Below are 22,868 nucleotides of genomic sequence, written 5' to 3' on the forward strand. Positions count from 1 at the left end.
GGTGGTCATGCCGCTGTGGCCTCCGCAGCCGCTCGGGCCGCCGCCGGAAGGGCGTCGGCGATTCTCTGGACGGCCCGGTCGTCGTGGGCCGTGGACACGAACCAGGACTCGAAGGACGACGGCGGCAGGTAGACGCCGTTCGCCAGCAGCGAGTGGAAGAAGGCGGTGAAACGGAAGGACTCCTGCGCCCTGGCGTCGTCGTAGTCACGGACCGGCCGGTCCGTGAAGAAGACGGAGAACATGTTGGAGGCGCTCTGGAGCGTGTGCGCGACACCCTCCTTGGCCAGCGCCTCCGACACCAGGGACTGGATCCGGGTGGAGACGTCGTCGATCCTGGCGTAGGCGGCGTCGTCGAGGAGCCGGAGCTGGGCGAGCCCGGCGGCGGTCGCCACCGGGTTCCCGGAGAGGGTGCCGGCCTGGTAGACGGGCCCGGCGGGGGCGAGGTGCGCCATGACGTCGGCCCGCCCGCCGAAGGCCGCGGCGGGGAAGCCGCCGCCCATGACCTTCCCGAAGGTCATCAGGTCCGGCCGCACGCCGTCGATCCCGTACCAACCGGCCCGGCTGGTCCGGAACCCGGTCATGACCTCGTCGGAGATGAAGAGCGCGCCGTTGTTCTGGCAGGCGTCCTTGAGCCCCTGGTTGAAGCCGGGAAGCGGCGGCACGACCCCCATGTTGCCCGGCGAGGCCTCGGTGATCACACAGGCGATCTCGCCGGGGTGCCGGTGGAAGGCCTCCTGCACGGCCTCGATGTCGTTGTACGGCAGGACGATGGTGTCGCCGGCCTGGGCGCCGGTGACGCCCGGCGTGTCGGGGAGCGCGAAGGTGGCGACCCCGGAGCCGGCCGCCGCGAGGAGCGAGTCGACGTGCCCGTGGTAGCAGCCGGCGAACTTGATCACCTTGGCGCGCCGGGTGAACCCGCGGGCCAGCCGGATCGCCGACATGGTGGCCTCCGTACCGCTGGAGACGAGCCGCACCTCCTGCAGGGGCTCGATGCGGGCGACCATCTCCTCGGCGAGCGCGACCTCGCCCTCACCGGGCGTACCGAAGGAGGTACCGCGGGAGACGGCCTCCCGCACGGCGGCGATCACCTCGGGGTGCGAATGCCCGAGGATCATGGGCCCCCAGGAACAGACGAGGTCGACGTACTCCCGGCCGTCGGCGTCCGTCAGATACGGGCCGGTGCCGGACACCATGAACCGGGGCGTGCCGCCCACGGCGCGGAACGCGCGCACCGGCGAGTTCACACCCCCCGGTGTGACGGCGGACGCACGGTCGAACAGCGCCTGCGATACAGGCGCATCGTATGAATAGGGCAGTTCGCTCATGACCTGCGACTTCTCCGACCTTCTCCGACTTGCTGGACTCCGGTTGTCAGTGACCTCCCAGGGTAGGCCAGCGACGGCAGAGGCCGGCGGGGCCGTCATCCGCCTCCGCCATCTGCGAAACTGAGTCGGAACGGGCCTGATAGACGTAGCTCACACCAACCGGGTGTCCAGTGGCTGCGAAGATCCTGCGGACAGGTGTTTCACCGCACGTTTCGGCGGGCGGCCGCGGGGGAGGTCACTGACACGATGATCGGGTTGCGCGGCGGGGGCCACGCGTCCCAGAAAAGCAGTCGGGTGGAGATATGCATCGCGGTGGCGGACTGGGCGAGGGGACTGACGACCTGGGTCCTCGACGTGCCCGGCGGGGGAAGCACCGGCGCGACGCGGAGGAAGCCGGCGAAGCACGGCAGACACAGGCACAAGGTGTACCGAGTGAGCCCGAGCGGATCGACCGGATCGGTCAGATCGACAGAATCGACCAGATCGAGCGGTTCGAGCAGATCGACCGACGAGTCGACCAGCGGATCGATCCCCTGCGGGCGGGGAGCAGGAATGGTGGTCGGGTGGGGGTGACGTACAAGTACTTCGGCGCGCCCGACGGCGCGACCGCGGCCCGCGTCCCGATCTCGATGCGCCCCGAGGAACTCGGCGGCGACGAGCTCGGCATGAACGGCATGTTCACCAAGATCAAGCCGGAGACGATGGCCGCCATGGTGCTGACCGGCATCGAAGGCGTCCCCCTCAACAAGGTGCCCCCGCTGGAACTGGTCGTCCTCCACCCCGACTACGCCGTGGTGAAGCTCCCCATGACGGTCGTGGATCCGCTGCGGGACATAGGCGAGGAAGCGGTGGGCGCGGCTGCCTTCATCTGGTCGACGGTCCCCGACCGGGGCGGTCCCCGGGACGCGTTCAACGTGTACCAGCTGCTGCACGAGTGGCAGGACTTCAGCCACCGTCTGCACGAGGCGGGGCACCAGCCCTACTGTCTGGTGTGGCCGTGAACTGAACTCTGACGATGGCGGGCGAGGTCCTCGGACCTCGCCCTTTTCCGTACCCTGCTTCCGCTCGCTCCTCGGGACGGGAACTCCCTTTGCGGGTCCGGTCGTTCGGGTTCACGGAACGTGTCGACCGCCGCGGGGACGGGGCTGGTCCTCGAGCGGCCCCGCATGGTGAATGATGACCCGACAGTCACTCACGGCGGTTCGATCCGGTGGTGGGACGCGAGTCCAGGACGGAGCCAGGCAGCATGACCTCTCCCCTCAGCGGCAGCAGCGACGCCGGTAGCGGCGGCACCGGCAGCCCCTTCTTGAAGATAGACACGAGCAAGCCCCACCCCGCCCGGATGTACGACTACTTCCTCGGCGGGAAGGACAACTACGAGGTCGACCGGGATGCCGCCGAGCAGTTCATCAAGGTGGCGCCGGAGGTGCGGGAAGGGGTCCGCGCCAACCGGCACTTCATGCACCGCGCCGTCCGGCACGTCGTCGCCGAGGGCGGCGTCCGGCAGATCCTCGACATCGGCACGGGCCTGCCCACCGAGCCCAACGTGCACCAGATCGCGCACTCCATAGCCCCCGGGACCCGGGTCGCGTACGTCGACAACGACCCGATCGTCAGCACCCACTCGATGGCCCTCATGGCCGACGCCGACCCGGGCGCCGACGCCCACACCTCGGTCGTCCTGGCCGACCTGCGGGATCCCCGCGCCGTCCTCGACCACCCCGACGTCCGCAGGATCATCGACTTCGACGAGCCCGTGGCGCTGCTGCTGGTGGCCGTCGTGCACTTCCTCGCCGACGCGGACGACCCGGACGCCGTCGTCGCGACACTGCGCGACGCGCTGCCCGCCGGCTCCTACCTCGTCCTGTCGCACGCCACCGGCGACGTCCACGAGGACCGGCGCGAGAACGCGGCCTCCGTCTACAACAAGGCCAGCGCCTCCCTGAACCTGCGCCCCCACGCCCGGGTCCTGGACCTCTTCGGCGACTTCACCCTCCTCGACCCGGGCCTGGTCCCGGTCCCGGACTGGCGCCCCGAAGAGCCCCCGAAGAACGGCGCCCCGCCGATCGGCATCTACGGCGGAGTGGCCCGCAAGAACAGCTGAACGGCCTCTCAGGGCAGCCGGGTTGTCTCCAGGAGGCCGCTTGACGTGGGCGGCGCGGGCCACCGCCTCCAACGGGAGCACGGTGACCCGCCCGGGTCGTCTCAGGGACCGTAGGGGGTTGTAGGGGTCTACGGGTCGTAGGGGTCGGTCGTACGGGTCAGGCCACGAGAGTGGCGGGTTCGCCCGCCGGCTCCTCCTCCAGCAGGTCCGCCAGCGTCGCCCGCGCCCGCGCGACGCGCGACCGCACGGTGCCCACCGGGCAGTCGCTCGCCCGCGCCGCCTCCGCGTAGGGCAGGCCGGCCAGCTGGGTGAGGACGAACGCCTCCCGCCGCTCGGCCGGGAGCGAGGCCAGCAGGTCCAGCAGGACGACGCCGTCGTCGAAGCCCGGCAGATCGCGCGGCTGGGCGCGCTCGGCGGCGAGCTGCCAGTCCGGCACGTCGGACAGCCGGGGCCGGGTGGCGGCGTACCGATAGCTGTCGATCACCGCCCGACGGGCGATGGACAGCAGCCAGGAACGCGCCGAGGAGCGTCCCTCGAACCGGTGCAGGCTGCCGAGGGCACGCAGAAAGGTGTCCTGGGCGAGGTCGTCGACCGCCTGGGGATCGGCGCACAGATGGGAGACGTAGCGCAGGACGTCGCGGTGCAGAGCGCGTACGAAACGCTCGACCGCGTCCGCGTCACCGGCCCGGGCGGCGAGCGCCCATGCGGTGATCGACTCGTCGAGTGCGGCCTGAGCTGTCGGCGCGGCCTGCGATGCCTGGGGCGCCTTTGGGGCAGACGTGATCACCTGGTGTCCTTCTCGGATCATCCACGAGGGCATGAGGGAGAAACGGCCTCACACCCGCCTGCGCGGGCGTACGGCCGTGGCCCGGAGCGCGCAGGGGCAGCCCCGGGTCGCCTGCTGCCGGCACCTGTCGTCGGACATCACACGTCGGACATCGCGTCGGACATGACGCGTCGGACGTCAGGCGGCGGCAGCGGCTCCCTGGGGCGGACCCCGAGTGGTGATCGCGTGGGTGAGAAGGAGGAGCCGGGGCGCTCGCGCCGAGTCACGGCGACGGAACCGGACACGCGGCTGGTCCGGGGTGACGGGCAGGGCGAGCAGCAGCCGCAGCGGCGCGGCCAGCCGTCCGGCAAGCGCCCGCAGAATCCGGAACGCGGCCTTCTCGCCGTGCGCCAGCCACAGCCCGCACAGCAGCGCGGCGAGCAGGTGGGCGGCGAGCATCCCGAACGAGGAGGAGCCGCCCCCTCCGGCGGCCTCCCCCATGGGGCTCATGTGGCCGATATGGCCGATATGACTCACGTGATCCATATGACCCATGTCCATGTCCATGGAGTCCATGCGCATCGAGCCCATGCCCATGGCGCCCGTACCCGCGGAGGCCGGGCCACCGGACTCCGGCCCGGCCAGCGAGAAGGCGGAGTGCAGGGCCGTCTGGGCGGCGATCACGACCGTCACGATCAGCGGCAGCCCACGCTCCCGGCCCGCCAGGCACCAGCCCGCGATCCCGGTGACGCTCACGCCCGCGGCCAGCGCCCACACGGGCACCTCGGCGCCGGACATCATCACGTGGCCCAGGGCGGCGAGCAGCACGCAGACAGCCGCGAACAGCGCGGCCCGTAGCGTGCGAGTACACCGCCCAGCAGTCATGGCGCCTCATCCTCGCATCCGGACACCGCCCGTCGTACGGGGGTACGGAATTCACCCCGGTCCCGAACTCAATCCGCCGTGTATGACCTGCCTCACCCCACCGCCCGCGACACCGCCCACCGCGGCCCGGCTCCCGCCCGCGCCCCGCGGCGCGCGGTCCCCCCGGAGGGCCCAGTCCACCGCGCGGGAGGCGCCGACTCCAGCGACTCTGGGTGACGGGGCGTGTCTGTCGTGACATGTCCATCGAGAAGCGGAGGTGCCGGTGAGCGGTTGCGCCGAACGCGTGCGGATCGCGGTCATCGGGGACTGCCCCGTCTTCCGGCACGGCATCTCGAACCTGATCAGCGCCGCTCCCGACCTCCATCTGGTCGCGGCCGCACCGTCGATGGAGAGCATGGACGGCAGCCTGCGCGGCGCGCACGTCGTCCTGATGGACCTCCAGCAGCCCGCCCCGAGACTCACCGCGGCCGTGACGAAGCTGCACAGGCGAGGACATGCGGTCCTGGTCGTGTCGTCCTCCCCGCAGATCGACGCCGTCCAGGTGATCAGGGCGGGAGCCAGCGGCTATCTGAGCCGGCAGGCGGAGGCGCACGAAGTGCTGACGGCGATCCGGACCGTGGGCTCGGGCCGCAGCTACGTCTCGGCACCCGCCAGCCGCCTTGTGGGGCTGTCCCCGCATTTCACGGACCGGGAGCAGGAAATCCTGCGCCTGCTCGCGAATGGTTCAACGGACCACGAAATCGCCGCCGAATTGGGCATCAGCAAACACACCGTCCATTCGCACCTCGACCGAATCGGCGAGAAGACGGGCTCCCGACGGCGTCCCGACCTGACCCGAATCGCCGTCGAACACGGTCTCACCAGCCTGGAATAGAGCCCTCCGCAAGCTCTGCCGTGGGTGTGCCGCGAGAGGGCCGTGAGGGGGTGCCGTGGGTAGTCCTACCCCGTGCGGCGTGGGCATTTAACACCCTTGACCTGCGGCGATCGAGCCCCGATCTTGGGAGAGGACCACTTCACCACGTCCGTCGGAACAGCGAACAGGCGCTAACCCTCGGGGCCATTCGCAACATGAGCCGACAAGCTAGGAGAAGTCATGCGTAACCGCATTGCAGTTCTCGCCGCCATGATGGTGCTCCCCCTGACAGGCGTAGCCACGCTGGCGACAGCGGGCTCGGCAGGGGCCGACCCCCAGAGCGGGAAGGTCCAAGTCACCGGTAATGTCGGCGACTGCAAAAACGGAAACTCTCCCATTCGCGTGTCGATAACTGCGGGCCAGGAGAAGAAGAGCGACAAGCGGGCCACAGTAGAAGATTCAAATGAGTACGCGGTAAACTTCCAGAAGATCAAGGCCTCGGGCCAAGCCGCTGTGGCCACCGTGACCTGCGTTGGCTCCGAGTACACGCACAAGTTCACGATCAACCGCCCGCCCACGGCTTCAACCATCCAGGAAGAGGATCTGGAGCCCGCGTAGCACCCATCCTGCTCGCCAGTCGACCGGTTCTCGCACCGCGCGGGATCCGGCCGACTTGCTCACCGCGTGCTCAGCCTGTCACCTCCGGCAATCCCGCCCCCACCGTGAACCCGATCACCGAGCCGCCCCCCGCCCGCCGGAAGGCGAAGGGTCCGCCCCCGTGCGCCAGCGCCACCTCGCGGACGATCGACAGGCCCAGGCCCGAGCCCGGCAGGGAGCGCGCGTCGGGGGCGCGGTAGAAGCGGTCGAAGACCCGGGTCAGGTCGGCATCGGCGATGCCGGGCCCGCGGTCGAGGACCTCGACGCGGACGACGCCCGGCCGGGACGGCCCGGTGACGGCGATCTCGACGGGCGCCCCGCCCTCGCGGTCGAACTTGGTCGCGTTCTCCACGAGGTTGGACACCGCCCGCTGGAGCATGCCCGGCCGCCCGTAGAGGGTGGTGTCACCGCTGGTGCGGATCAGCACCTGCCGCCCGGTGCGGCGCCGGGTGAGGCCCGCGACCTCCTCCGCGATGTCGGCGAGGTCCAGCCGCCGCGGCGGCTCGGTGTCGGACTGTCCGGCCGCGAGATCGACGAGCTCGTTGACCAGGTCGGTCAGTTCCCGGGCCTCCTGGGTCAGATCCGCCACCAGTTCGTCACGGGTGTCCGGCGGCAGTTCGTCGATGCGGCGCAGCAGCGAGATGTTCGTACGCAGCGACGTCAGCGGCGTACGCAGTTCGTGCCCCGCGTCCTGGACCAGCCGCCGCTGGTCCTCCTCCGACTGGGCGAGCCGGCCGAGCATACGGTCGAAGGCGCGGCCCAGCCGGCCCACCTCGTCGTGACCGGTGACCGGCACCTGCACACCGAGCCGGCGGGTGCGGGCCACGTCCTCGGCGGCGGTGGTGAGGATCACCAGGCGGTGGGTGATGCGCCGGGCCAGCCACCAGCCGAACAGCCCCGCGGCCGTCACCACCGCGATCATCAGGATCAGGGTGCGCTGCTGGAGGGCCCGCAGCAGGTCCTCGGTGTCGCTGAACTCCTGCGCCACCTGCACCGCGCCCCGGCCGCCGCCCAGGGAGACGGTCGCGATGCGGTAGACGTCGCTGCCGACGTCGACGTCCTTGTGCTCGGTGATCCGGCCGGCCGCCGCGACCGCCGAGATCCTGCGGTCGGCGGACACGACGGGCAGTCCGGGGCTCCCGCTGTCCACGACCGAGCCGTCCGCGCCCAGCACCTGCACGTCCGTGCGGGCCGGCCGCACGATGTCGTGCCCCGGCGCGGACGAGGAGAAGTCCTCCGGCGCCATCCGGTGATCGCGCACCTCGTCCCGCAGGTCCTGCACCACCTCGTCGAAGACCGACTCCTGGTCGACCCGGACCAGCCGGGCGGCCGCCGAGTACGACAGGACGCCGACGAGCACGGTGACCGCGGCCGTCACGGCCGCGAACGACACCGCGAAGGTGGTGCGCAGCGACACCAGCTTCGGCCGCGGCCGGGACAGCAGCCGACGCAGACGACTCACTCGCGTCCTCGTCTCACTGGCGCCCTCGTCCCCTTCGTCCCCCGCGCCGCCCTTGCGGCCTTCGTCCCCCTCGCGTCCCCGCCACTCAGTCCTCCCGCAGCACGTAACCCACACCGCGCACGGTGTGGATCAGCTGCGGGGCGCCGGGCTGGTCGAGCTTGCGGCGCAGATAGCCGACGTAGACGGCGAGGTTCTTGGAGCCCGGGCCGAAGTCGTAGCCCCAGATGCGGTCGTAGATCGTGGAGTGGTCCAGGACGATCCCCGCGTTGCGCGCCAGCAGTTCCAGCAGCTCGAACTCGGTCCGGGTCAGCTCCAGCTCGCGCCCGCCCCGCCACGCGCGCCGCGCCTGCGGGTCCATCCGCAGCCCGGCCGCCTCCACATGCCGCTCCGTACCCCGCTCCGAACCCCGCTTCGGGGCCTCGGGCGGCGGCGCGGCGACCTCGGGGGCGGCGTCGGGGTTGGTGCGGCGCAGCAGCGCCCGCAGCCGGGCGAAGACCTCCTCGACGTCGAACGGCTTGACGACGTAGTCGTCGGCGCCCGCGTCCAGACCGGCGATCCGGTCGGCGGTCTCCACCAGCGCGGTCAGCATCAGGATGGGCGTGCGGTCGCCCTCGGCGCGCAGCACCCGGCAGACCTGGAGGCCGTCGATGCCGGGCATCATCACATCGAGGAGGAGCACGTCCGGTGGGTTCTTGTGGGCGTGCGCCAACGCCTCGACCCCGTCGGCGACCGCGGTCACCCGGTAGCCCTCCAGGGTCAGGGCGCGTTCCAGGGCGTTGCGGATGGCACGGTCGTCTTCGGCGAGCAGCACGGTGGGAGACACCAGGCCAGTCTGCCAAGGCCTCCGGCGGTTGGGCCGGGAGGACGGTCGTACAGTCACCCTTCTTACTGGGCTCTCACCGTTCGGATGGGCGTGTCCTGGAGGCCGCCGCCCCCGGACCCCGGCTTCCGCCCGGACGGCCTCGACCTTGAGCGCCGGACGGGCTGGACGTACCCACCCGGCGCCCGGCGCTCAGAGGTCAGCCCTCAGCGGGCGGACAGCGCTGCCAGCTGTTCGGCGAAGGGAACCACCGTGAACTCGTCCTTCTCGGCTTTCTTGCCCTTCTCGGCCTTCTCGGCCGTCTTGTCCTGCGCCTGCGTGGCGGGTGCGGACAGGCCCGTCATCAGGGTCGCCAGTTCGGCCGCCGCCCGTTCGATCCGCTCGGGCAGGCCCTCCGCACCCCAGTCCTCCGAGGCGGCGTAGACGGCGGTCGGGACGACCACGGCGCGGAGGTAGGAGAAGAGCGGCCGCAGGGCGTGCTCCAGCACCAGTGAGTGGCGCGCGGAGCCACCCGTGGCGGCGATCAGCACCGGCGTGCCCGCCAGCGCGTCCGGGTCGAGCACGTCGAAGAACGACTTGAACAGGCCGCTGTAGGACGCGGAGAACACCGGAGTGACGACGATCAGCCCGTCCGCCGCCGTCACCGCCGCCAGCGCGGCGGCCAGCTTCCGTCCGGGGAAGCCGTTGGTGAAGTTGTGGGCGATCTCGACGGCGAGGTCGCGCAGCTCCACGACCTCCACCTCCGCCTCCGCCGAGGTCCGCCCGGCGGTCGCGGCCGCCAGCCGGTCGGCCAGCAGCCGGGTCGACGACGGGACGCTCAGCCCCGCCGAGACGACGACGAGCTTCATGCGACATCCACCCCTTCCCGGGAACCCTGCGCCGCCTGCGCCACCTGGGCGGCCTGGGCGGCCTTGAGCAGCGACGCGTGGGTCGGCGCGTCCGGCACCTCGGCCGGCCGGCCGACGGCGAACTCCTTGCGCAGCACCGGCACGACCTCCTCGCCGAGCAGGTCGAGCTGCTCCAGCACGGTCTTCAGCGGCAGCCCCGCGTGGTCCAGGAGGAACAGCTGGCGCTGGTAGTCGCCGGCGTACTCGCGGAACTTGAGCGTCTTCTCGATGACCTGCTCCGGCGTGCCGACGGTCAGCGGGGTCTGGTCGGTGAAGTCCTCCAGGGACGGCCCGTGACCGTAGACCGGCGCGTTGTCGAAGTACGGCCGGAACTCGCGCACCGCGTCCTGCGAGTTCTTCCGCATGAAGACCTGCCCGCCGAGCCCCACGATGGCCTGCTCGGGCGTGCCGTGTCCGTAGTGCGCGTACCGGGCGCGGAACAGCTCGATCATCCGCTTGGTGTGGTCGGCCGGCCAGAAGATGTTGTTGTGGAAGAAGCCGTCACCGTAGAACGCGGCCTGCTCGGCGATCTCGGGCGAGCGGATGGAGCCGTGCCACACGAACGGCGGCACGTCGTCCAGCGGGCGGGGCGTCGAGGTGAAGCCCTGCAGGGCGGTGCGGAACTTGCCCTCCCAGTCGACGACGTCCTCGCGCCACAGCCGGCGCAGCAGGGCGTAGTTCTCGATGGCGAGGTTGATGCCCTGCCGGATGTCCTGGCCGAACCAGGGGTAGACCGGGCCGGTGTTCCCGCGGCCCATCATGAGGTCGACGCGCCCGTCGGCCAGATGCTGGAGCATCGCGAAGTCCTCGGCGATCTTCACCGGGTCGTTGGTGGTGATCAGGGTGGTGGAGGTGGAGAGGACCAGCTTCTCCGTCCGCGCGGCTATGTAGCCGAGCATCGTCGTCGGGGACGAGGGCACGAAGGGCGGGTTGTGGTGCTCGCCGGTGGCGAAGACGTCGAGGCCGACCTCCTCGGCCTTCTGCGCGATGGCGACCATGGCCTTGATCCGCTCGCGCTCGGTCGGCGTACGGCCCGTGGTGGGGTCCGGCGTGACATCGCCGACGCTGAAGATCCCGAACTGCATGGTCGCTCAACCTCCAAAGTTGTTGACCGTTAAACTATACCGCCCTAACGGCATCCCTCCTCCCTCTATTCCGCCGCACGGCCACGACCACGTTCCGCCCGACCGCCAGGGCCCCGACTGCCCCGACTGCCACCGCCCGTCCCTCCCGGCTGCCGCCGCCTTGTGCCGCCGTCTGCCGCCGCCCCGTCCCCCGCCCGGCTGACACGGCCCTGTCCCGCCGACCGACACGGCCCGCCCCTCCCGGCTGCCGCCGCCCTGCCCCGCTCGGCCGACACGGCCCCGACTGTCCCGTCCGCCCCGACTGCCACCGCCCGTCCCTCCCGGCCGCCGCCGCCCTGCCCCGCTCGACCGCCACGGCCCCGACTGTCCCGTCCGCCCCGACTGCCACCGCCCGTCCCTCCCGGCCGCCGCCGCCCCCGTCCCGCCCGACTGCCACCGCCCGTCCCGCCGACCGGCCCGGCCCGCTGTCAGTGCCCCGTCCTACGATCCGGACATGGCAACCCCACGCCGTGACACCCGAGGCATCGTCGACGCCGCGGACTTCCTCGCACGCGTGCGCTTCCGCCGCCCCGAACCGGCCCCGCCCCTGCGCCCCTACGTCGAGCACTACTGGCTGATCGACTGGGACCTGACCGAGCCGTACGTCTCCCACGTGGTCCCGCACCCCGCGGTCCACCTCGTCTTCCAGCGGTTCGAGGGGCAGGAGCCCTTCGTCGAGATCGCCGGCGTCCAACAGGGCCTCTTCGCCCAGAAACTGGAGGGCCGGGGACGGGTGTGCGGCGTGAAGTTCCGCCCGGGCGGCTTCCGCCCCTTCGCCCCCGAGCACCCGGTCTCCCACTGGACGGGCCGCCGGGTCCACCTCACCGGCACCGACCCTGACCCGGTCCTCGACCCGGCCGACGAGGGGGCCCGGGTGGCGGCCCTCGACGCGCATCTCCTGGCGGCCCGCATCCCCCGCCCGGACCCCCGGGCCGACCTCGCGATGACCCTCGTCGACCGCATCCGCACCGACCGCGCGATCCGCAGGGTGGCGGACCTCGCGAGCGGCGAAGGGCTGTCGGTACGCCTGCTCCAGCGCCTGTTCGCCGCGTACGTCGGCGTGGGCCCCAAATGGGTGATCCTGCGCTACCGCATCCACGAGGCCCTGGAACGGGCGGAGGCCGAGGAGGCGGTGGACTGGGCCGCCGTGGCCGCCGACCTGGGCTACGCGGACCAGGCCCACCTGGTGCGCGACTTCACCGCGACGGTCGGGGTCCCCCCTGCCACCTACGCCAGGCACCGCACCCCATGAGCGACCGCGCCCCGCCACGCGGGCGGGGCGGGGGGCGCGGGCGAAGCGAGGGTACGGGGCGCGGGCGCGGCCCGTCGCTGGGCGCGGCCCGTCGCCGGGTGCGCCAGGTGCGGCCCGTCGCCAGGTCCAGGTGCGGCCCTTCGCCAGGTGCGCCGAGTGCGGCTACGGCACCAGTACCAGGCGGCCGCGGACCCCGCCCTCCGCCAGTCGCGCGTGCGCCTTCGCGGCGTCCTCCAGGGCGTACGTCCCGGCCACCCGCAGGGTCAGCTCGCCCGCGTCGACCGCCCGCACCAGCTCCGCCAGCCGGGCCCCGTCCGCGCTCACCTCGACGGCGTCGGTCCTCACCCCCCGCTCCGACGCGGGCTGGGCCTGCGGAATCACCCCCACGTACACGCCCCCGTCCCGCACCAGGGCCAACGCCTCGGCGCCCAGCACCGCCGCGTCCAGCACCGCGTCGAAGCTCTTCTCGCCACTCCCCTCGCCGGCCGGGAAACGGGTGGCCCCCAGCGACCGGACGAACTCCTCGTCCTGCGCCCGGGCGAGCGCGGTGACCGTCACCCCGCGCCGCGCGGCCAGCTGGACGGCATACCCGCCGACCGCGCCCGCACCGCCGGTGACCAGCAACGAATCCCCCGGGGACAGGGCCAGCAGATCCAGCGCCTGCACAGCGGTCAGCGCGTTCAACGGCAGCGTCGCCGCGTGCGCCGCGTCCACGGAGGCCGGCGCGAGCGCCACCGCGTCCGTGTCGACGACGACGTACTCCGCGTGGGTGCCGAGCGGCTCGACCATCCCGTGGTCGAGCGCCACGACCTCCTCCCCCACACTCCACGCGGAGGCCACGCCGACCGCGTCCACCGTCCCGGCGACGTCCCAGCCGAGTCCGACCTGCTTGCCCGCGCCGCCGAAGACCCCGGCGCGCACCCCGGCGTCCACCGGGTTCAGCGCGGCCGCCGCCACCTTGATCCGCACCTGCCGGGCGGCCGGCTCCGGCAGCTCCGCGTCCACGAGTTCGACGGCCTCGGGCCCGCCGAACGTCCGCACCACTGCTGCACGCATGACAACTCCCCTGGATAGGCGGGTACTTGTGGGTATGTGCGGGAACCTCCCGCTTCCCTCCTGCTGCCACAACCCTAGGAAGAGCTACTATCCAGGGGGAAGTAGTTACCTGAAGGTGCCTACGTCACCGGGAGGAGAGCCACCATGGCCACCACGACCGCCGCCCAGCGGCGCGAGCAGGCCCGCAGCGAGTACGACGCCTTCCTCCGCTCCTGCCCGACCAACCAGCTCCTGGACCGCCTCAGTGACAAGTGGGTCAGCCTCGTCGTCTCGGCCCTCGCCCCCGGCCCCCGGCGCTACAGCGACCTGGCCCGCAGGATCGCCGGCGTCAGCCCCAAGATGCTGACCCAGACCCTGCGCACCCTGGAACGCGACGGCATCCTGACCCGCACGGTCACCCCGTCCGTCCCCGTCCGCGTCGACTACGAGCTGACCCCCCTCGGCAGCAACCTCGCGCTGCTGCTGACGGCCGTGAAGGACTGGGCGGAGATCCACTTCGACGAGGTCCACGCGGCCCGCCTGCGCTACGACGCGGACAACGCAGACAGCGCCGAGAGCGCAGAGAGCGCCGAGAGCGCCGACAACACCGCCCTCTGAGCGGTTCAGGAGCCGAGCGGCAGCGCGTCCATGTACGCGTTCGACGGCTTGCGCACCCGCTGCACGCCCCGCGCCTCCAACGCGACCGCCGCCGACGAGGTGCCCAGCGTGCCGCTCCCCCGCCAGCTCCCGGTGACGTTCACCCAGGTGTCGGCCTTCGGCGCCGCGACCCCCTGGACCAGCACCTTCACGGACGACGCGTCCGCCGCGCAGCAGCTGACGACGATCCGGGTCAGGTACCAGCCGTCCCGCTTCCCCGGCGCCGGGCTGACGAACCCGGTCATCACGACCGAGCGGCCCCGGATGGCCCGCGACCGGTCCTGCTGCACCCGCTGCGTGAAGTCGGTGAGCGTGATCGGCAGCGGGGAGGTCGCGGGCAGCGGATCGAAGGCGTCCTCCTGCACCGCGACGGCCTTCGCCGGCTCCCGGGAGGCCGTGTAGGAGCCGAGCGCGGGAGGCGCGTAGAAGAGCAGGCTCAGCACGGGCAGAAACAGCAGCCAGGCGACCCGCGGGACACCGGAGTGATCGTGCCCGTGCCCCTCGTGCCCGTGCCCCTCGTCTTCGTGCCCCTGCTCGGCGTGCCCGGGCTCGGCGTGTTCCTCCTTCGGCGGGGCCGCCCACGCCTCCGCCACGCCCAGCACCACCAGCAGCGCCCCGGAGGCGACCAGCAGCGGCCGCATCCCCTCCTTGACGTACCGCAGGTACTCGTCCGTGAACAGCGAGGTGTGCAACAACCCCAGACCGGCCAGCACCAGCAGCCCCACCTGCACGAACCGCCTCACAGCAGCACCCCTCCGATCACCGCGCTGCACACCACGGCGACCACCGCCGTGACCGCCGAGAACCGCACCGCGAAGGCCCGCCCGAACGTGCCCGCCTGAAGCGCGATCAGCTTCAGGTCGACCATCGGCCCCACCACCATGAACGCGAGCCGCGCGACCGGCGAGAACCCGGTCAGCGAGGCCGCGACGAACGCGTCCGCCTCGCTGCACACCGCCAGCACGATCGCGAGCGCCGCCAGGAACAGCACCGAGAGCCACGGCGAACCCGCGAAGGTGTCGAGCAGCGTGCGCGGCACCGCCACGTTGAACGTCGCCGCCGCCATCGCCCCCACCACCAGAAAACCCCCCGCGTGCAGGAAGTCGTGCTGGAAACCACGCCGGAACTCGGTGAAGCGGCTGCGCCCCGGCACATGCCCGGTGTGCCGGACGACGGCGGGCTTCAACCACTCCTCGCGCCCCAGCCAGAGCCACAGCCAGCCCATCGCGGCGGCGGTGACCAGCGAGGCGAGCAGCCGGGCGACGACGATCTCCGGGTCGCCCGGGAACGCGACGGCCGTGGCGGTCAGCACCACCGGGTTCACGGCGGGCGCCGACAGCAGGAACGCGAACGCCGCGGCCGGTGTGACCCCCCGCCCGATCAGACTGTTCGCCACCGGCACCGACGCGCACTCGCACCCCGGCAGCACCACACCCGCCATCCCCGCGACCGGCACGGCCAGCGCGGCCCGCTTCGGCAGCAGCCTGCCGAAGACCCGCGCCGGCACGAACGCGTTGATCGCCCCCGACAGAGCCGTGCCCAGCAGCAGGAACGGCAGCGCCTGCACGGTCACGGCCAGACACACCGTCCGCCACGCCTGCATCGCCGGCTCGTCCAACGACCGCCCGACGAGCACCAGCAGCACACCCGGCGCCACCGCCGCGCCCAGCAGCATCAGCGGCCAGTGCCGCGGCAGCGCGGCACGTACGGGGTGGTCGTCCGCCCCCCGCGCTTCGCCGGCCGCCACCGCGGACGGCCGTATGTCCGTCTCCTGCATCCCGCCCCTAGACCCGGCCTTCCCGCAACCGTGCGACCTGCTCCGCGCCGAACTCCACCGTGCGCCGCATATGCCGCACGATCACCGCGAGTTCACCGTCCCCCAGGTCCTCGAAGAGCGGCATGCAGTCGCCGCCCAGCCGCTCCCACATCCGCGTGAACTCCGCGATCCGCTCCGGCACCGTCACCACGAGGACCCGCCGCCGGTCGGCCGCGTCCCGCTCCCGGACTACGTAACCCGCCTTCTCCAGCCGGTCCACCAGCCGCGTCGCCGACCCGGTGGTCAGCCCCGTCAGCTCGGCGACCCGGCCCGTCGTCACCGGCTCCCGCTCCAGCATCAGCAGGTTCAGACACTGCAGATCCGTGGGATGCAGCCCGAGACGGTCGGCGAGAGCCTGGTTGAACAGGGCGTACGCGGCCGCGTACCGACGCGACACGACGGCCAGCTCGTCCAGCAGCCGCGAGCGCACGTTCCCGGACATCGCACCCCTTCGTCGGCGCCGCCGTCAGCGCCGTCCGCAGATCGTACGACGTTCCGCTCCCGCGAACGTCAGAAGAAGTACGCGTCCCCGGTGTCCAGGACCAGCACCTGCTGCCGGTCGTTGGCCCGGTTGCGGTCCACCGACCCGCCGCCCCACAGGGTGTCGACGGCCATCGTCACCTCCGTCGGACGCCCCCGCAGCCACACCCGCAACGCGATCCGCTCCCCCAGCCCGTCCGCGGCCAGCGCCCCCGTCCGGCACACCACCTCCTGGCGGCCCGTCCGCGCGCAGCCGGCCGGCAGCCGCTGCGCCCCGGCCGCCAACGGCACCGACCAGCGCAGCCGCACGGTCGAGTCGGAGACGTCCCCCGGACCGTGATTGCGCGGGGTCAGCCGGACATCGACCCGGCCGCCGCGCATCACGGCGGAGCCGTGGTACGACAGATCGGCCTCGGTCGCCTCCTCCGCCGCCCGAGCGGGCACGGCCCCCGTCCCCACCGCCAGCACCGCGCCCCACACCGCGAGACCCCGCATCCAGCGCATGCCACCACTCCTCGTTCCTCGATCGGAAACCGCCCGGATCAGAAAGCCGGAACCGAAGGCCGGATCCGAAGGCCTGATCCGAAGGGCCGGGTACGAAAGGGATGTATCCCACGCCCGGCGCCCGGCAGGCGCCCTCCAACAGGTGACAGCACCCGCCGTGCCAAGCTGCGGCCATGCTCATCCTCCGGTCGGCCGCCCTGTTCGTCGTCGCCGCGCTCTTCGAGATCGGCGGCGCCTGGCTGGTCTGGCAGGGCGTACGCGAGCACCGGGGATGGCTGTGGGCGACCGGCGGTGTCCTCGCCCTCGGCGCGTACGGCTTCGTCGCCACCTTCCAGCCCGACGCCCACTTCGGCCGGATCCTCGCCGCGTACGGCGGCACCTTCGTCGCCGGCTCCCTGCTCTGGGGCGCGGTCGCCGACGGCTACCGGCCCGACCGCTGGGACGTGACCGGCGCCCTGGTCTGCCTCGCCGGGATGGCCGTGATCATGTGGGCCCCCAGGAACGGAGGCTGACCCCGATACCCTGGGCGACAGCTGATCGTATGAAGAACACCCCCGCGCACGAGGAGCAGCTCATGGCCACCGCCGCACCGTCCGCCGCCTCCCGCATCGCCGTCGTCACCGGTGCGAGCAGCGGAATCGGCGCCGCCACCGCCCGGCAGCTCGCCGCGGCCGGCTACCGGGTCGTCCTGACCGCCCGCCGCAAGGACCGTATCGAGGCGCTGGCCGAGGAGATCACCCGGGCCGGCGGCTCCGCGACGGCCTACCCCCTGGACGTCACCGACCGCGCCGCGGTCGACGAGTTCGCCGGCGCCTTCAAGACGATCGGCGTCCTCGTCAACAACGCGGGCGGCGCGCTCGGCGCCGACCCCGTCGCCACCGGCGACCCCGCCGACTGGCGCACCATGTACGAGACGAACGTCCTCGGCACCCTCAACGTCACCCAGGCCCTGCTCCCCAAGCTGGTGGCGAGCGGCGACGGAACGGTCGTGGTGGTGTCCTCGACCGCCGGTCACGGGACGTACGAGGGCGGCGGCGGCTATGTCGCCGCCAAGCACGGCGCCCACGTCCTCGCCGAGACCCTCCGCCTGGAGATCGTCGGCAAGCCGGTCCGCGTCATCGAGATCGCCCCCGGCATGGTCAGGACCGACGAGTTCGCCCTCACCCGCTTCGGCGGCGACGAGGACAGGGCCGCCAAGGTCTACGAGGGCGTCGCCGAACCCCTCACCGCCTCCGACGTGGCCGAGACGATCACCTGGGCGGTCACCCGCCCCAGCCACGTCAACGTCGACCTCCTCGTCCTGCGCCCCCGCGCCCAGGCGTCCAACACGAAGATCCACCGGGAACTGTGACGGCCGGGTGACGGCCGCCGCGCCCTAGGGTTTCCACGTGGACAGACACATACCGTTCGAGACACTGCACAACTTCCGCGACCTGGGCGGATACCCGACGGGGAGCGGCCACCGGGTCCGCGCGGGCAGGCTGTTCCGCGCGGACTCGCTCGGCAAGCTGCGCCCGGACACCCCGGACTGGGACCGCTTCCTCGCCCTCGGCGTCCGCACGGTGATCGATCTGCGTCACCCCTGGGAGATCGAGGCGAGGGGCCGGGTCCCGCAGGACGACTCCTTCACCTACCGCAACCTCAGCATCGAGCACCGCCCCTACGACCAGCCGTCGTTGACCCCGGACGTGGAACCGGGCCCGTACCTCTGCGCCCGCTTCATGGAGGTGGCGGAGGACGGCGCCAAGGAGATCGCGGCGGCCCTGGAGCTGGTGGCCGAGGCGCGCGAGGGGCTGGTCTTCCACTGCGCCTCGGGCAAGGACCGCACCGGACAGCTGGCCGCCCTGGTCCTGGGCCTGCTGGGCGTCCCGGACGAGGTGATCATCGAGGACTTCACCCTGACGGAACTCGCGACCCCGGCCCTGCTCGCCGACTGGCGCGCGAGGAACGACGGCCGCTCCCCGGCGTGGCCGTCCTTCGGCCGGGCCCCCGAGTCGGTGATGCGCCTGTTCCTGGAGGCGCTGCGGGCCCGCTACGGATCGCTCGAGGCGTATGTGACGCAGGCGCTCGGCATGGACGCGGAGGCCCTGTCGGCGACCCTGCGCGCCCGCCTCCTGGAACCGGTACCCACCGCCTGGCCGGAGTTGACCCACCGCAGGGCGGAGCCGCTCGACGCCCCCCTCCTGGTGCGCCTGCGCGACACGGCGGCCCTGTGGCAACTGGCCCGGGGCATCGAGCAGTGGCAGCCCGGCGAGAAGACCGAGTCCCACTTCGTCGACCGGATGCGCGAGGGCGAGGTCTGGCTGGCGTACGCGGACGGCGCGGTCGCGGGCGCCTTCGAGCTCTGGTGGGACGATCCGGCCGCCTGGGGCCCCCGCCCGCCCGAGGCCGGCTACATCCACCGCCTGATGACGACCCCGCACACCGCCCCGCCGGGTGCGGGCCGCAGGATGCTGGCCCGGGCCGAGTCCCGCATCACCGCGGCCGGCCGCCCCTACGCCCGCCTCGACTGCCTCTCCACCAACCCCCGCCTGCGCGCCTACTACGAGTCCGCGGGCTACACGGTCGTCGGCGAACAACACGCCAAGGACGGCGGCACGGGAAGCCCGTACGCGGTCACCCTGCTGGAGAAGCGGCTGGGCTGAGGGAGAGACGCGTGAGGGGCCCGAGCCGAGAACCGGCTCGGGCCCCACCCGGCGTGCGTCGTCCACCGATCCGCGGTGTCAGCCCTTCACGCAGACGACCTGCTTCAGCTTCGCCACGACCTCGACCAGGTCCCGCTGCTGATCGATGACCTGCTCGATCGGCTTGTAGGCGGCCGGGATCTCGTCCACGACGCCGGAGTCCTTACGGCACTCCACACCCCGCGTCTGCTCCTCCAGGTCCTGCGTCGAGAAGCGGCGCTTGGCCGCGTTGCGGCTCATCCGCCGGCCCGCCCCGTGCGAGGCCGAGTTGAAGGACTTCTCGTTCCCGAGACCCTTCACGATGTACGAACCGGTGCCCATCGAGCCCGGGATGATGCCGAACTCGCCGGAGCCGGCCCGGATCGCGCCCTTGCGGGTGACCAGCAGGTCCATGCCCTCGTAGCGCTCCTCGGCGACGTAGTTGTGGTGCGCGCTGATCTCCTGCTCGAAGGCCGGCTTCGCCTTCTTGAACTCCTTGCGGACCACGTCCTTCAGGAGCGCCATCATGAGCGTGCGGTTGTACTTCGCGTACTCCTGGGCCCAGAACAGGTCGTTGCGGTAGGCCGCCATCTGCGGGGTGTCCGCGACGAAGACGGCGAGGTCTCGGTCGATCAGGTCCTGGTTGTGCGGGAGCTTCTGCGCCACCCCGATGTGGAACTCGGCGAGTTCCTTGCCGATGTTCCGGGAACCGGAGTGCAGCATCAGCCAGACGGAACCGACCGTGTCCGTGCACACCTCGATGAAGTGGTTGCCGCCGCCCAGGGTGCCCATCTGCTTCACGGCCCGCTCCTCGCGGAACTTCACCGCCTCCGCGACCCCGTCGAACCGCGTCCAGAAGTCGTCCCACCCGCCGGTGGCCGGCCCGTGGAACCGGTCCGGCTCGACCGCCGTGGCGTGCATCCCCCGGCCCACCGGGATCGCTTCCTCGACCTTCGAACGCAGCCGGGACAGGTCGCCGGGAAGGTCGTTCGCCGTCAACGACGTCCTGACCGCGGACATCCCGCACCCGATGTCGACGCCCACCGCCGCGGGGCAGACGGCGCCCTGCATCGCGATGACCGAGCCGACCGTCGCACCCTTGCCGTAGTGGACGTCCGGCATGACCGCCAGCCCCTTGATCCACGGCAGGGTCGACACGTTCCGCAGCTGCTGGAGCGCCCCCTCCTCGACCGACGCGGGGTCGGCCCACATACGGATGGGTACCTTCGCGCCCGGCATCTCCACGTACGACATAGCGTCCTCTTTCCCCCGGAGTACATACAAAAGCTTCTAATCGCAAAACTGGCGCCAAGGTCAACGAAAAGGACAGCGGACCGGCATCCACAGCTCCACGTGCGATACACATTGTCTCCAGGGGCCGCCCCCGCCCGGCAAGCGAATAACCAGCGGGGACACCGGGCCACCCCCATCACCCGACCTGTCGAGAGGAGCCGACCGTGCAGCGGAAGGCATACGTACCCGGCGTCGTCGCGCTCCTCGCGGCGCTGCTGGCCGGCTGCACCGGCGGTTCGGACGAGGGCGGCTCGACGGACAACTCCAATCCGGGCGAGGCGGGGACGGCCACCGCCGTCGCGCAGCCCGGCAAGTACGCCACACTCCCCGAGGCCTGCGGTGTGGTGAGCGCGTCCACCCTCGACTCGCTCCTCCCCGGCATCAAGCAGCTCGCCGACGAGGCGCAGCGCGACACGGCGTACGCGGGTGAGGCGACGCAGACGTTCGACACGGACCGCAAGGTGGGCTGCCGTTGGAAGGTGGAGTCGACGGACGCCACCGACCATCTCCTCGTCGACTTCGAGCGGGTCGTCTCGTACGACAACGCCGTGAGCGACGACAACCAGGCCGAGGCGCTCTTCGCGCAGAAGGTGACCGCGGCCGACCTCCCCGCTCCCATCGCCTCCAGCACCACCGGGGCGGCGACCGGCTCCCCCTCCGCGAGCCCGAGCATCTCCCCCTCGACGACGACCTCGCCCTCCGTCGGCGCCTCCTCGTCGGCCTCGCCCTCGGCCTCCTCCACCGTTCCCCCCGCCGAGCTCCAGCCCCGCCTCCTGGAGGACCTGGGTGACGAGGCGTTCATCGACGACGCGCTCAGCAGCTCCGGTTCGACGGCCAAGCAGCGCACGGTGACTGTGGCGTTCCGCACGTCCAACGTCATGGTGACCATCGAGTACGAGGAGCAGCCGGCGACGGTCGGCGCGGTGCCGGACAGTGAGGAAATGCAGGACAAGGCCCGGAAACTGGCCGCGCAACTGGCCGACTCACTGGCCGGCTGAGGGCACTTCGGCCCGGTTCGGGCCTCGCCCGCAAAGCCCTCGAAGCGGAACCGCACAGCTTCTTCACCGACTACGGTGGCTCCTCGGACCCGATCCGACCGCAGGAACCACGAGCGTCATGAGTGAAGGAACCATGCAGCGACGAGCCCAGCGAGACGGCCAGTTTGACCAGCGCGAGCAGCGTGCCGAGCGAGTGAACCGGTCCGGAGGGCTGAACCGCCTCCTGGCCGCGGCGGTCGCCGTCCCGGTGATGCTGGTCGCCGCGGGCTGCTCCTCGGACTCCGGCTCGGGCGACGACGCGAAGGACGCCGCCGCCACCACCGGTTCCGGCACCGACTCCGCGGCGAGCGCCGCGCCGACCGTGCAGGCGGCGGCGTACAAGACGCTGCCCGAGGCGTGTGCGGTGGTGACGAAGAAGACGCTGACGGAGCTGGTGCCGAAGGGGGCGACCTCGGGCAAGGAGGGGACGTCCAGCGACACCGCGGCCCGGGCCAGCTGTTCCTGGTCCAGTCTGGCCAACAACGGTGTGAAGGGCTCGCAGTTCCGCTGGCTGAACGTTTCTCTGCTGCGCTTCGAGTCGGACGCGACGACCGGAGACGGCGAGTCGCAGGCGAGGACGTACTACGCGAAGCAGGTCAAGGACGCCCAGGCGGTGTCGGGCGCGAAGAACGTCAAGTCGGCGCCGGTGACCGCGACGGGTGACGAGGCGACGTCGGTGCGCTACGACCTGAAGAAGTCCGAGGGCGCCTTCAAGCAGCAGACGGTCGTGGTCCGCGTCGAGAACGTCGTGCTCACGCTCGACTACAACGGTGCCGGTCTGGCGGGCGACAAGGCGCCGAGCGTGGAGACCCTGACGAAGGCGGCGGAGAAGGCGGCCAAGGAGGCGGTGGCCTCGGTGCAGTCGGCCAACGGCGAGGGAACCGGCGGCGGTTCGGACACCTCGACCAAGAGCCCCGCCCCGTCCGAGTCGGCCTCCTCCACCCCGAAGGCGACGCCCTCGAAGTCCTCGTCGGCGACCCCGAAGGCGACGGCCTCCAAGGCGGCCGCGGCGGCCCCGAAGGCATCCGCCTCCGCGAAGAGCTGACGGACCGGCAACGCGTTCGCCGCACACATGTGCCACCCTGTTGCGCGCAAGAACAGGCAAGGGGAGGGTGGTACGGGTGTCCGCGCCAATACAGCTGACCCGGACGCACCGCGTGCTCATCGGCGTGGTCGTGGCCGGCGCCGTGGTCATCGCCGGCATCGGCTTCGCCGGTTCGTACGCGGCCGTCCGGGAACTGGCCCTCG

24 protein-coding genes and 1 pseudogene are annotated in these 22,868 nt (G+C 71.9%); 12 read left to right on the plus strand and 13 right to left on the minus strand.

Annotated elements, in window-relative coordinates:
* Nucleotides 1–5: 5 nt before the first annotated feature.
* Entirely contained in the window at nt 6–1,325 is a 1,320-nt protein-coding gene (hemL, locus tag ABT070_RS41275; RefSeq protein WP_351768102.1) for a glutamate-1-semialdehyde 2,1-aminomutase, read from the minus strand.
* Between the two features lie 563 nt (nt 1,326–1,888).
* Here hemL and ABT070_RS41280 point away from each other — a divergent pair.
* Both ABT070_RS41280 and ABT070_RS41285 read left to right on the plus strand, forming a co-directional pair.
* Nucleotides 1,889–2,326, plus strand: coding sequence for a hypothetical protein (locus ABT070_RS41280; RefSeq protein ID WP_351768129.1), 438 nt, complete (start codon nt 1,889–1,891; stop codon nt 2,324–2,326).
* 245 nt (nt 2,327–2,571) lie between these two features.
* Entirely contained in the window at nt 2,572–3,429 is an 858-nt protein-coding gene (locus ABT070_RS41285) for an SAM-dependent methyltransferase (protein ID WP_351768103.1), read from the plus strand.
* 157 nt (nt 3,430–3,586) lie between these two features.
* Here the strand turns inward: ABT070_RS41285 and ABT070_RS41290 are convergent, their stop codons facing one another.
* Nucleotides 3,587–4,216 (minus strand): sigma-70 family RNA polymerase sigma factor, encoded by a 630-nt coding sequence (locus ABT070_RS41290; RefSeq protein ID WP_351768104.1) that lies wholly within the window; start codon nt 4,214–4,216, stop codon nt 3,587–3,589.
* A 177-nt stretch (nt 4,217–4,393) separates the two neighbouring features.
* Nucleotides 4,394–5,080, minus strand: coding sequence for a hypothetical protein (locus ABT070_RS41295; protein WP_351768105.1), 687 nt, complete (start codon nt 5,078–5,080; stop codon nt 4,394–4,396).
* A 262-nt stretch (nt 5,081–5,342) separates the two neighbouring features.
* Here ABT070_RS41295 and ABT070_RS41300 point away from each other — a divergent pair, with 262 nt between their 5' ends.
* A complete protein-coding gene (locus ABT070_RS41300; RefSeq protein WP_351768106.1) occupies nt 5,343–5,954 on the plus strand; it encodes a response regulator transcription factor in 612 nt (203 codons plus the stop codon).
* A 219-nt stretch (nt 5,955–6,173) separates the two neighbouring features.
* On the plus strand, nt 6,174–6,551 hold the full coding sequence (locus ABT070_RS41305; RefSeq protein ID WP_351768107.1) for a hypothetical protein: 378 nt from the start codon (nt 6,174–6,176) through the stop codon (nt 6,549–6,551).
* A gap of 70 nt (nt 6,552–6,621) precedes the next feature.
* Here ABT070_RS41305 and ABT070_RS41310 read toward each other — a convergent pair whose 3' ends face one another.
* The 4 genes from ABT070_RS41310 to ABT070_RS41325 all read right to left on the minus strand — a co-directional run bounded on the left by ABT070_RS41310 (nt 6,622) and on the right by ABT070_RS41325 (nt 10,844).
* Complete coding sequence (locus tag ABT070_RS41310) at nt 6,622–8,052, minus strand: sensor histidine kinase (RefSeq protein WP_351768108.1); 1,431 nt, start codon at nt 8,050–8,052, stop codon at nt 6,622–6,624.
* An 85-nt stretch (nt 8,053–8,137) separates the two neighbouring features.
* Nucleotides 8,138–8,875 carry a response regulator transcription factor gene (locus ABT070_RS41315; RefSeq protein ID WP_351768109.1) on the minus strand — a complete coding sequence of 246 codons (738 nt, stop codon included), beginning with the start codon at nt 8,873–8,875 and terminating at the stop codon, nt 8,138–8,140.
* Nucleotides 8,876–9,078: 203 nt separating this feature from the next.
* Nucleotides 9,079–9,720 (minus strand): FMN reductase, encoded by a 642-nt coding sequence (locus ABT070_RS41320; RefSeq protein ID WP_351768110.1) that lies wholly within the window; start codon nt 9,718–9,720, stop codon nt 9,079–9,081.
* The gene (locus ABT070_RS41325; RefSeq protein WP_351768112.1) at nt 9,717–10,844 is read right to left on the minus strand and encodes an LLM class flavin-dependent oxidoreductase; all 1,128 of its coding nucleotides are present in this window, start codon (nt 10,842–10,844) and stop codon (nt 9,717–9,719) included. Before ABT070_RS41325 ends, ABT070_RS41320 begins: the two co-directional genes overlap by 4 nt.
* A gap of 493 nt (nt 10,845–11,337) precedes the next feature.
* Between ABT070_RS41325 and ABT070_RS41330 the strand changes: the two genes are divergently transcribed.
* Nucleotides 11,338–12,135 carry an AraC family transcriptional regulator gene (locus ABT070_RS41330; protein WP_351768113.1) on the plus strand — a complete coding sequence of 266 codons (798 nt, stop codon included), beginning with the start codon at nt 11,338–11,340 and terminating at the stop codon, nt 12,133–12,135.
* Nucleotides 12,136–12,297: 162 nt separating this feature from the next.
* Here ABT070_RS41330 and ABT070_RS41335 read toward each other — a convergent pair whose 3' ends face one another.
* Nucleotides 12,298–13,191, minus strand: a complete 894-nt coding sequence (locus ABT070_RS41335) for an NADP-dependent oxidoreductase (protein ID WP_351768114.1) — start codon at nt 13,189–13,191, stop codon at nt 12,298–12,300.
* A gap of 144 nt (nt 13,192–13,335) precedes the next feature.
* Here ABT070_RS41335 and ABT070_RS41340 point away from each other — a divergent pair, with 144 nt between their 5' ends.
* A complete protein-coding gene (locus ABT070_RS41340; protein ID WP_351768115.1) occupies nt 13,336–13,788 on the plus strand; it encodes a winged helix-turn-helix transcriptional regulator in 453 nt (150 codons plus the stop codon).
* A gap of 5 nt (nt 13,789–13,793) precedes the next feature.
* Here ABT070_RS41340 and ABT070_RS41345 read toward each other — a convergent pair whose 3' ends face one another.
* The 4 genes from ABT070_RS41345 to ABT070_RS41360 all read right to left on the minus strand — a co-directional run bounded on the left by ABT070_RS41345 (nt 13,794) and on the right by ABT070_RS41360 (nt 16,627).
* Nucleotides 13,794–14,570 carry a TIGR03943 family putative permease subunit gene (locus ABT070_RS41345; protein WP_351768116.1) on the minus strand — a complete coding sequence of 259 codons (777 nt, stop codon included), beginning with the start codon at nt 14,568–14,570 and terminating at the stop codon, nt 13,794–13,796.
* Nucleotides 14,567–15,604 carry a permease gene (locus tag ABT070_RS41350; protein WP_351768117.1) on the minus strand — a complete coding sequence of 346 codons (1,038 nt, stop codon included), beginning with the start codon at nt 15,602–15,604 and terminating at the stop codon, nt 14,567–14,569. The genes ABT070_RS41345 and ABT070_RS41350 overlap by 4 nt, the downstream gene beginning before the upstream one ends.
* Before the next feature lie 7 nt (nt 15,605–15,611).
* A complete protein-coding gene (locus ABT070_RS41355) occupies nt 15,612–16,085 on the minus strand; it encodes a MarR family winged helix-turn-helix transcriptional regulator (RefSeq protein ID WP_351768118.1) in 474 nt (157 codons plus the stop codon).
* A gap of 68 nt (nt 16,086–16,153) precedes the next feature.
* A complete protein-coding gene (locus tag ABT070_RS41360) occupies nt 16,154–16,627 on the minus strand; it encodes a hypothetical protein (RefSeq protein ID WP_351768119.1) in 474 nt (157 codons plus the stop codon).
* A 173-nt stretch (nt 16,628–16,800) separates the two neighbouring features.
* Here ABT070_RS41360 and ABT070_RS41365 point away from each other — a divergent pair, with 173 nt between their 5' ends.
* The 3 genes from ABT070_RS41365 to ABT070_RS41375 all read left to right on the plus strand — a co-directional run bounded on the left by ABT070_RS41365 (nt 16,801) and on the right by ABT070_RS41375 (nt 19,272).
* Nucleotides 16,801–17,139, plus strand: a complete 339-nt coding sequence (locus ABT070_RS41365) for a YnfA family protein (RefSeq protein WP_351768120.1) — start codon at nt 16,801–16,803, stop codon at nt 17,137–17,139.
* 62 nt (nt 17,140–17,201) lie between these two features.
* Nucleotides 17,202–17,978, plus strand: a complete 777-nt coding sequence (locus ABT070_RS41370) for an SDR family NAD(P)-dependent oxidoreductase (protein ID WP_351768130.1) — start codon at nt 17,202–17,204, stop codon at nt 17,976–17,978.
* 37 nt (nt 17,979–18,015) lie between these two features.
* The gene (locus tag ABT070_RS41375) at nt 18,016–19,272 is read left to right on the plus strand and encodes a GNAT family N-acetyltransferase (protein ID WP_351768121.1); all 1,257 of its coding nucleotides are present in this window, start codon (nt 18,016–18,018) and stop codon (nt 19,270–19,272) included.
* A gap of 78 nt (nt 19,273–19,350) precedes the next feature.
* On the opposite strand, the gene ABT070_RS41380 is transcribed toward ABT070_RS41375, so the two are convergent.
* Nucleotides 19,351–20,544, minus strand: a complete 1,194-nt coding sequence (locus ABT070_RS41380; RefSeq protein WP_351768122.1) for an RtcB family protein — start codon at nt 20,542–20,544, stop codon at nt 19,351–19,353.
* A 203-nt stretch (nt 20,545–20,747) separates the two neighbouring features.
* On the opposite strand from ABT070_RS41380, the gene ABT070_RS41385 reads away from it, so the two are divergent.
* The 3 genes and pseudogenes from ABT070_RS41385 to ABT070_RS46330 form a co-directional block, all read left to right on the plus strand.
* Nucleotides 20,748–21,581 (plus strand): DUF3558 domain-containing protein, encoded by an 834-nt coding sequence (locus ABT070_RS41385; RefSeq protein ID WP_351768123.1) that lies wholly within the window; start codon nt 20,748–20,750, stop codon nt 21,579–21,581.
* Nucleotides 21,582–21,699: 118 nt separating this feature from the next.
* Entirely contained in the window at nt 21,700–22,665 is a 966-nt protein-coding gene (locus tag ABT070_RS41390; protein ID WP_351768124.1) for a DUF3558 domain-containing protein, read from the plus strand.
* A gap of 76 nt (nt 22,666–22,741) precedes the next feature.
* Nucleotides 22,742–22,868: pseudogene (locus tag ABT070_RS46330) on the plus strand (DUF2637 domain-containing protein); the annotation flags it as partial.

It is taken from the genome of Streptomyces sp. NPDC002884 (assembly GCF_040295245.1).
Taxonomy (GTDB): domain Bacteria; phylum Actinomycetota; class Actinomycetes; order Streptomycetales; family Streptomycetaceae; genus Streptomyces.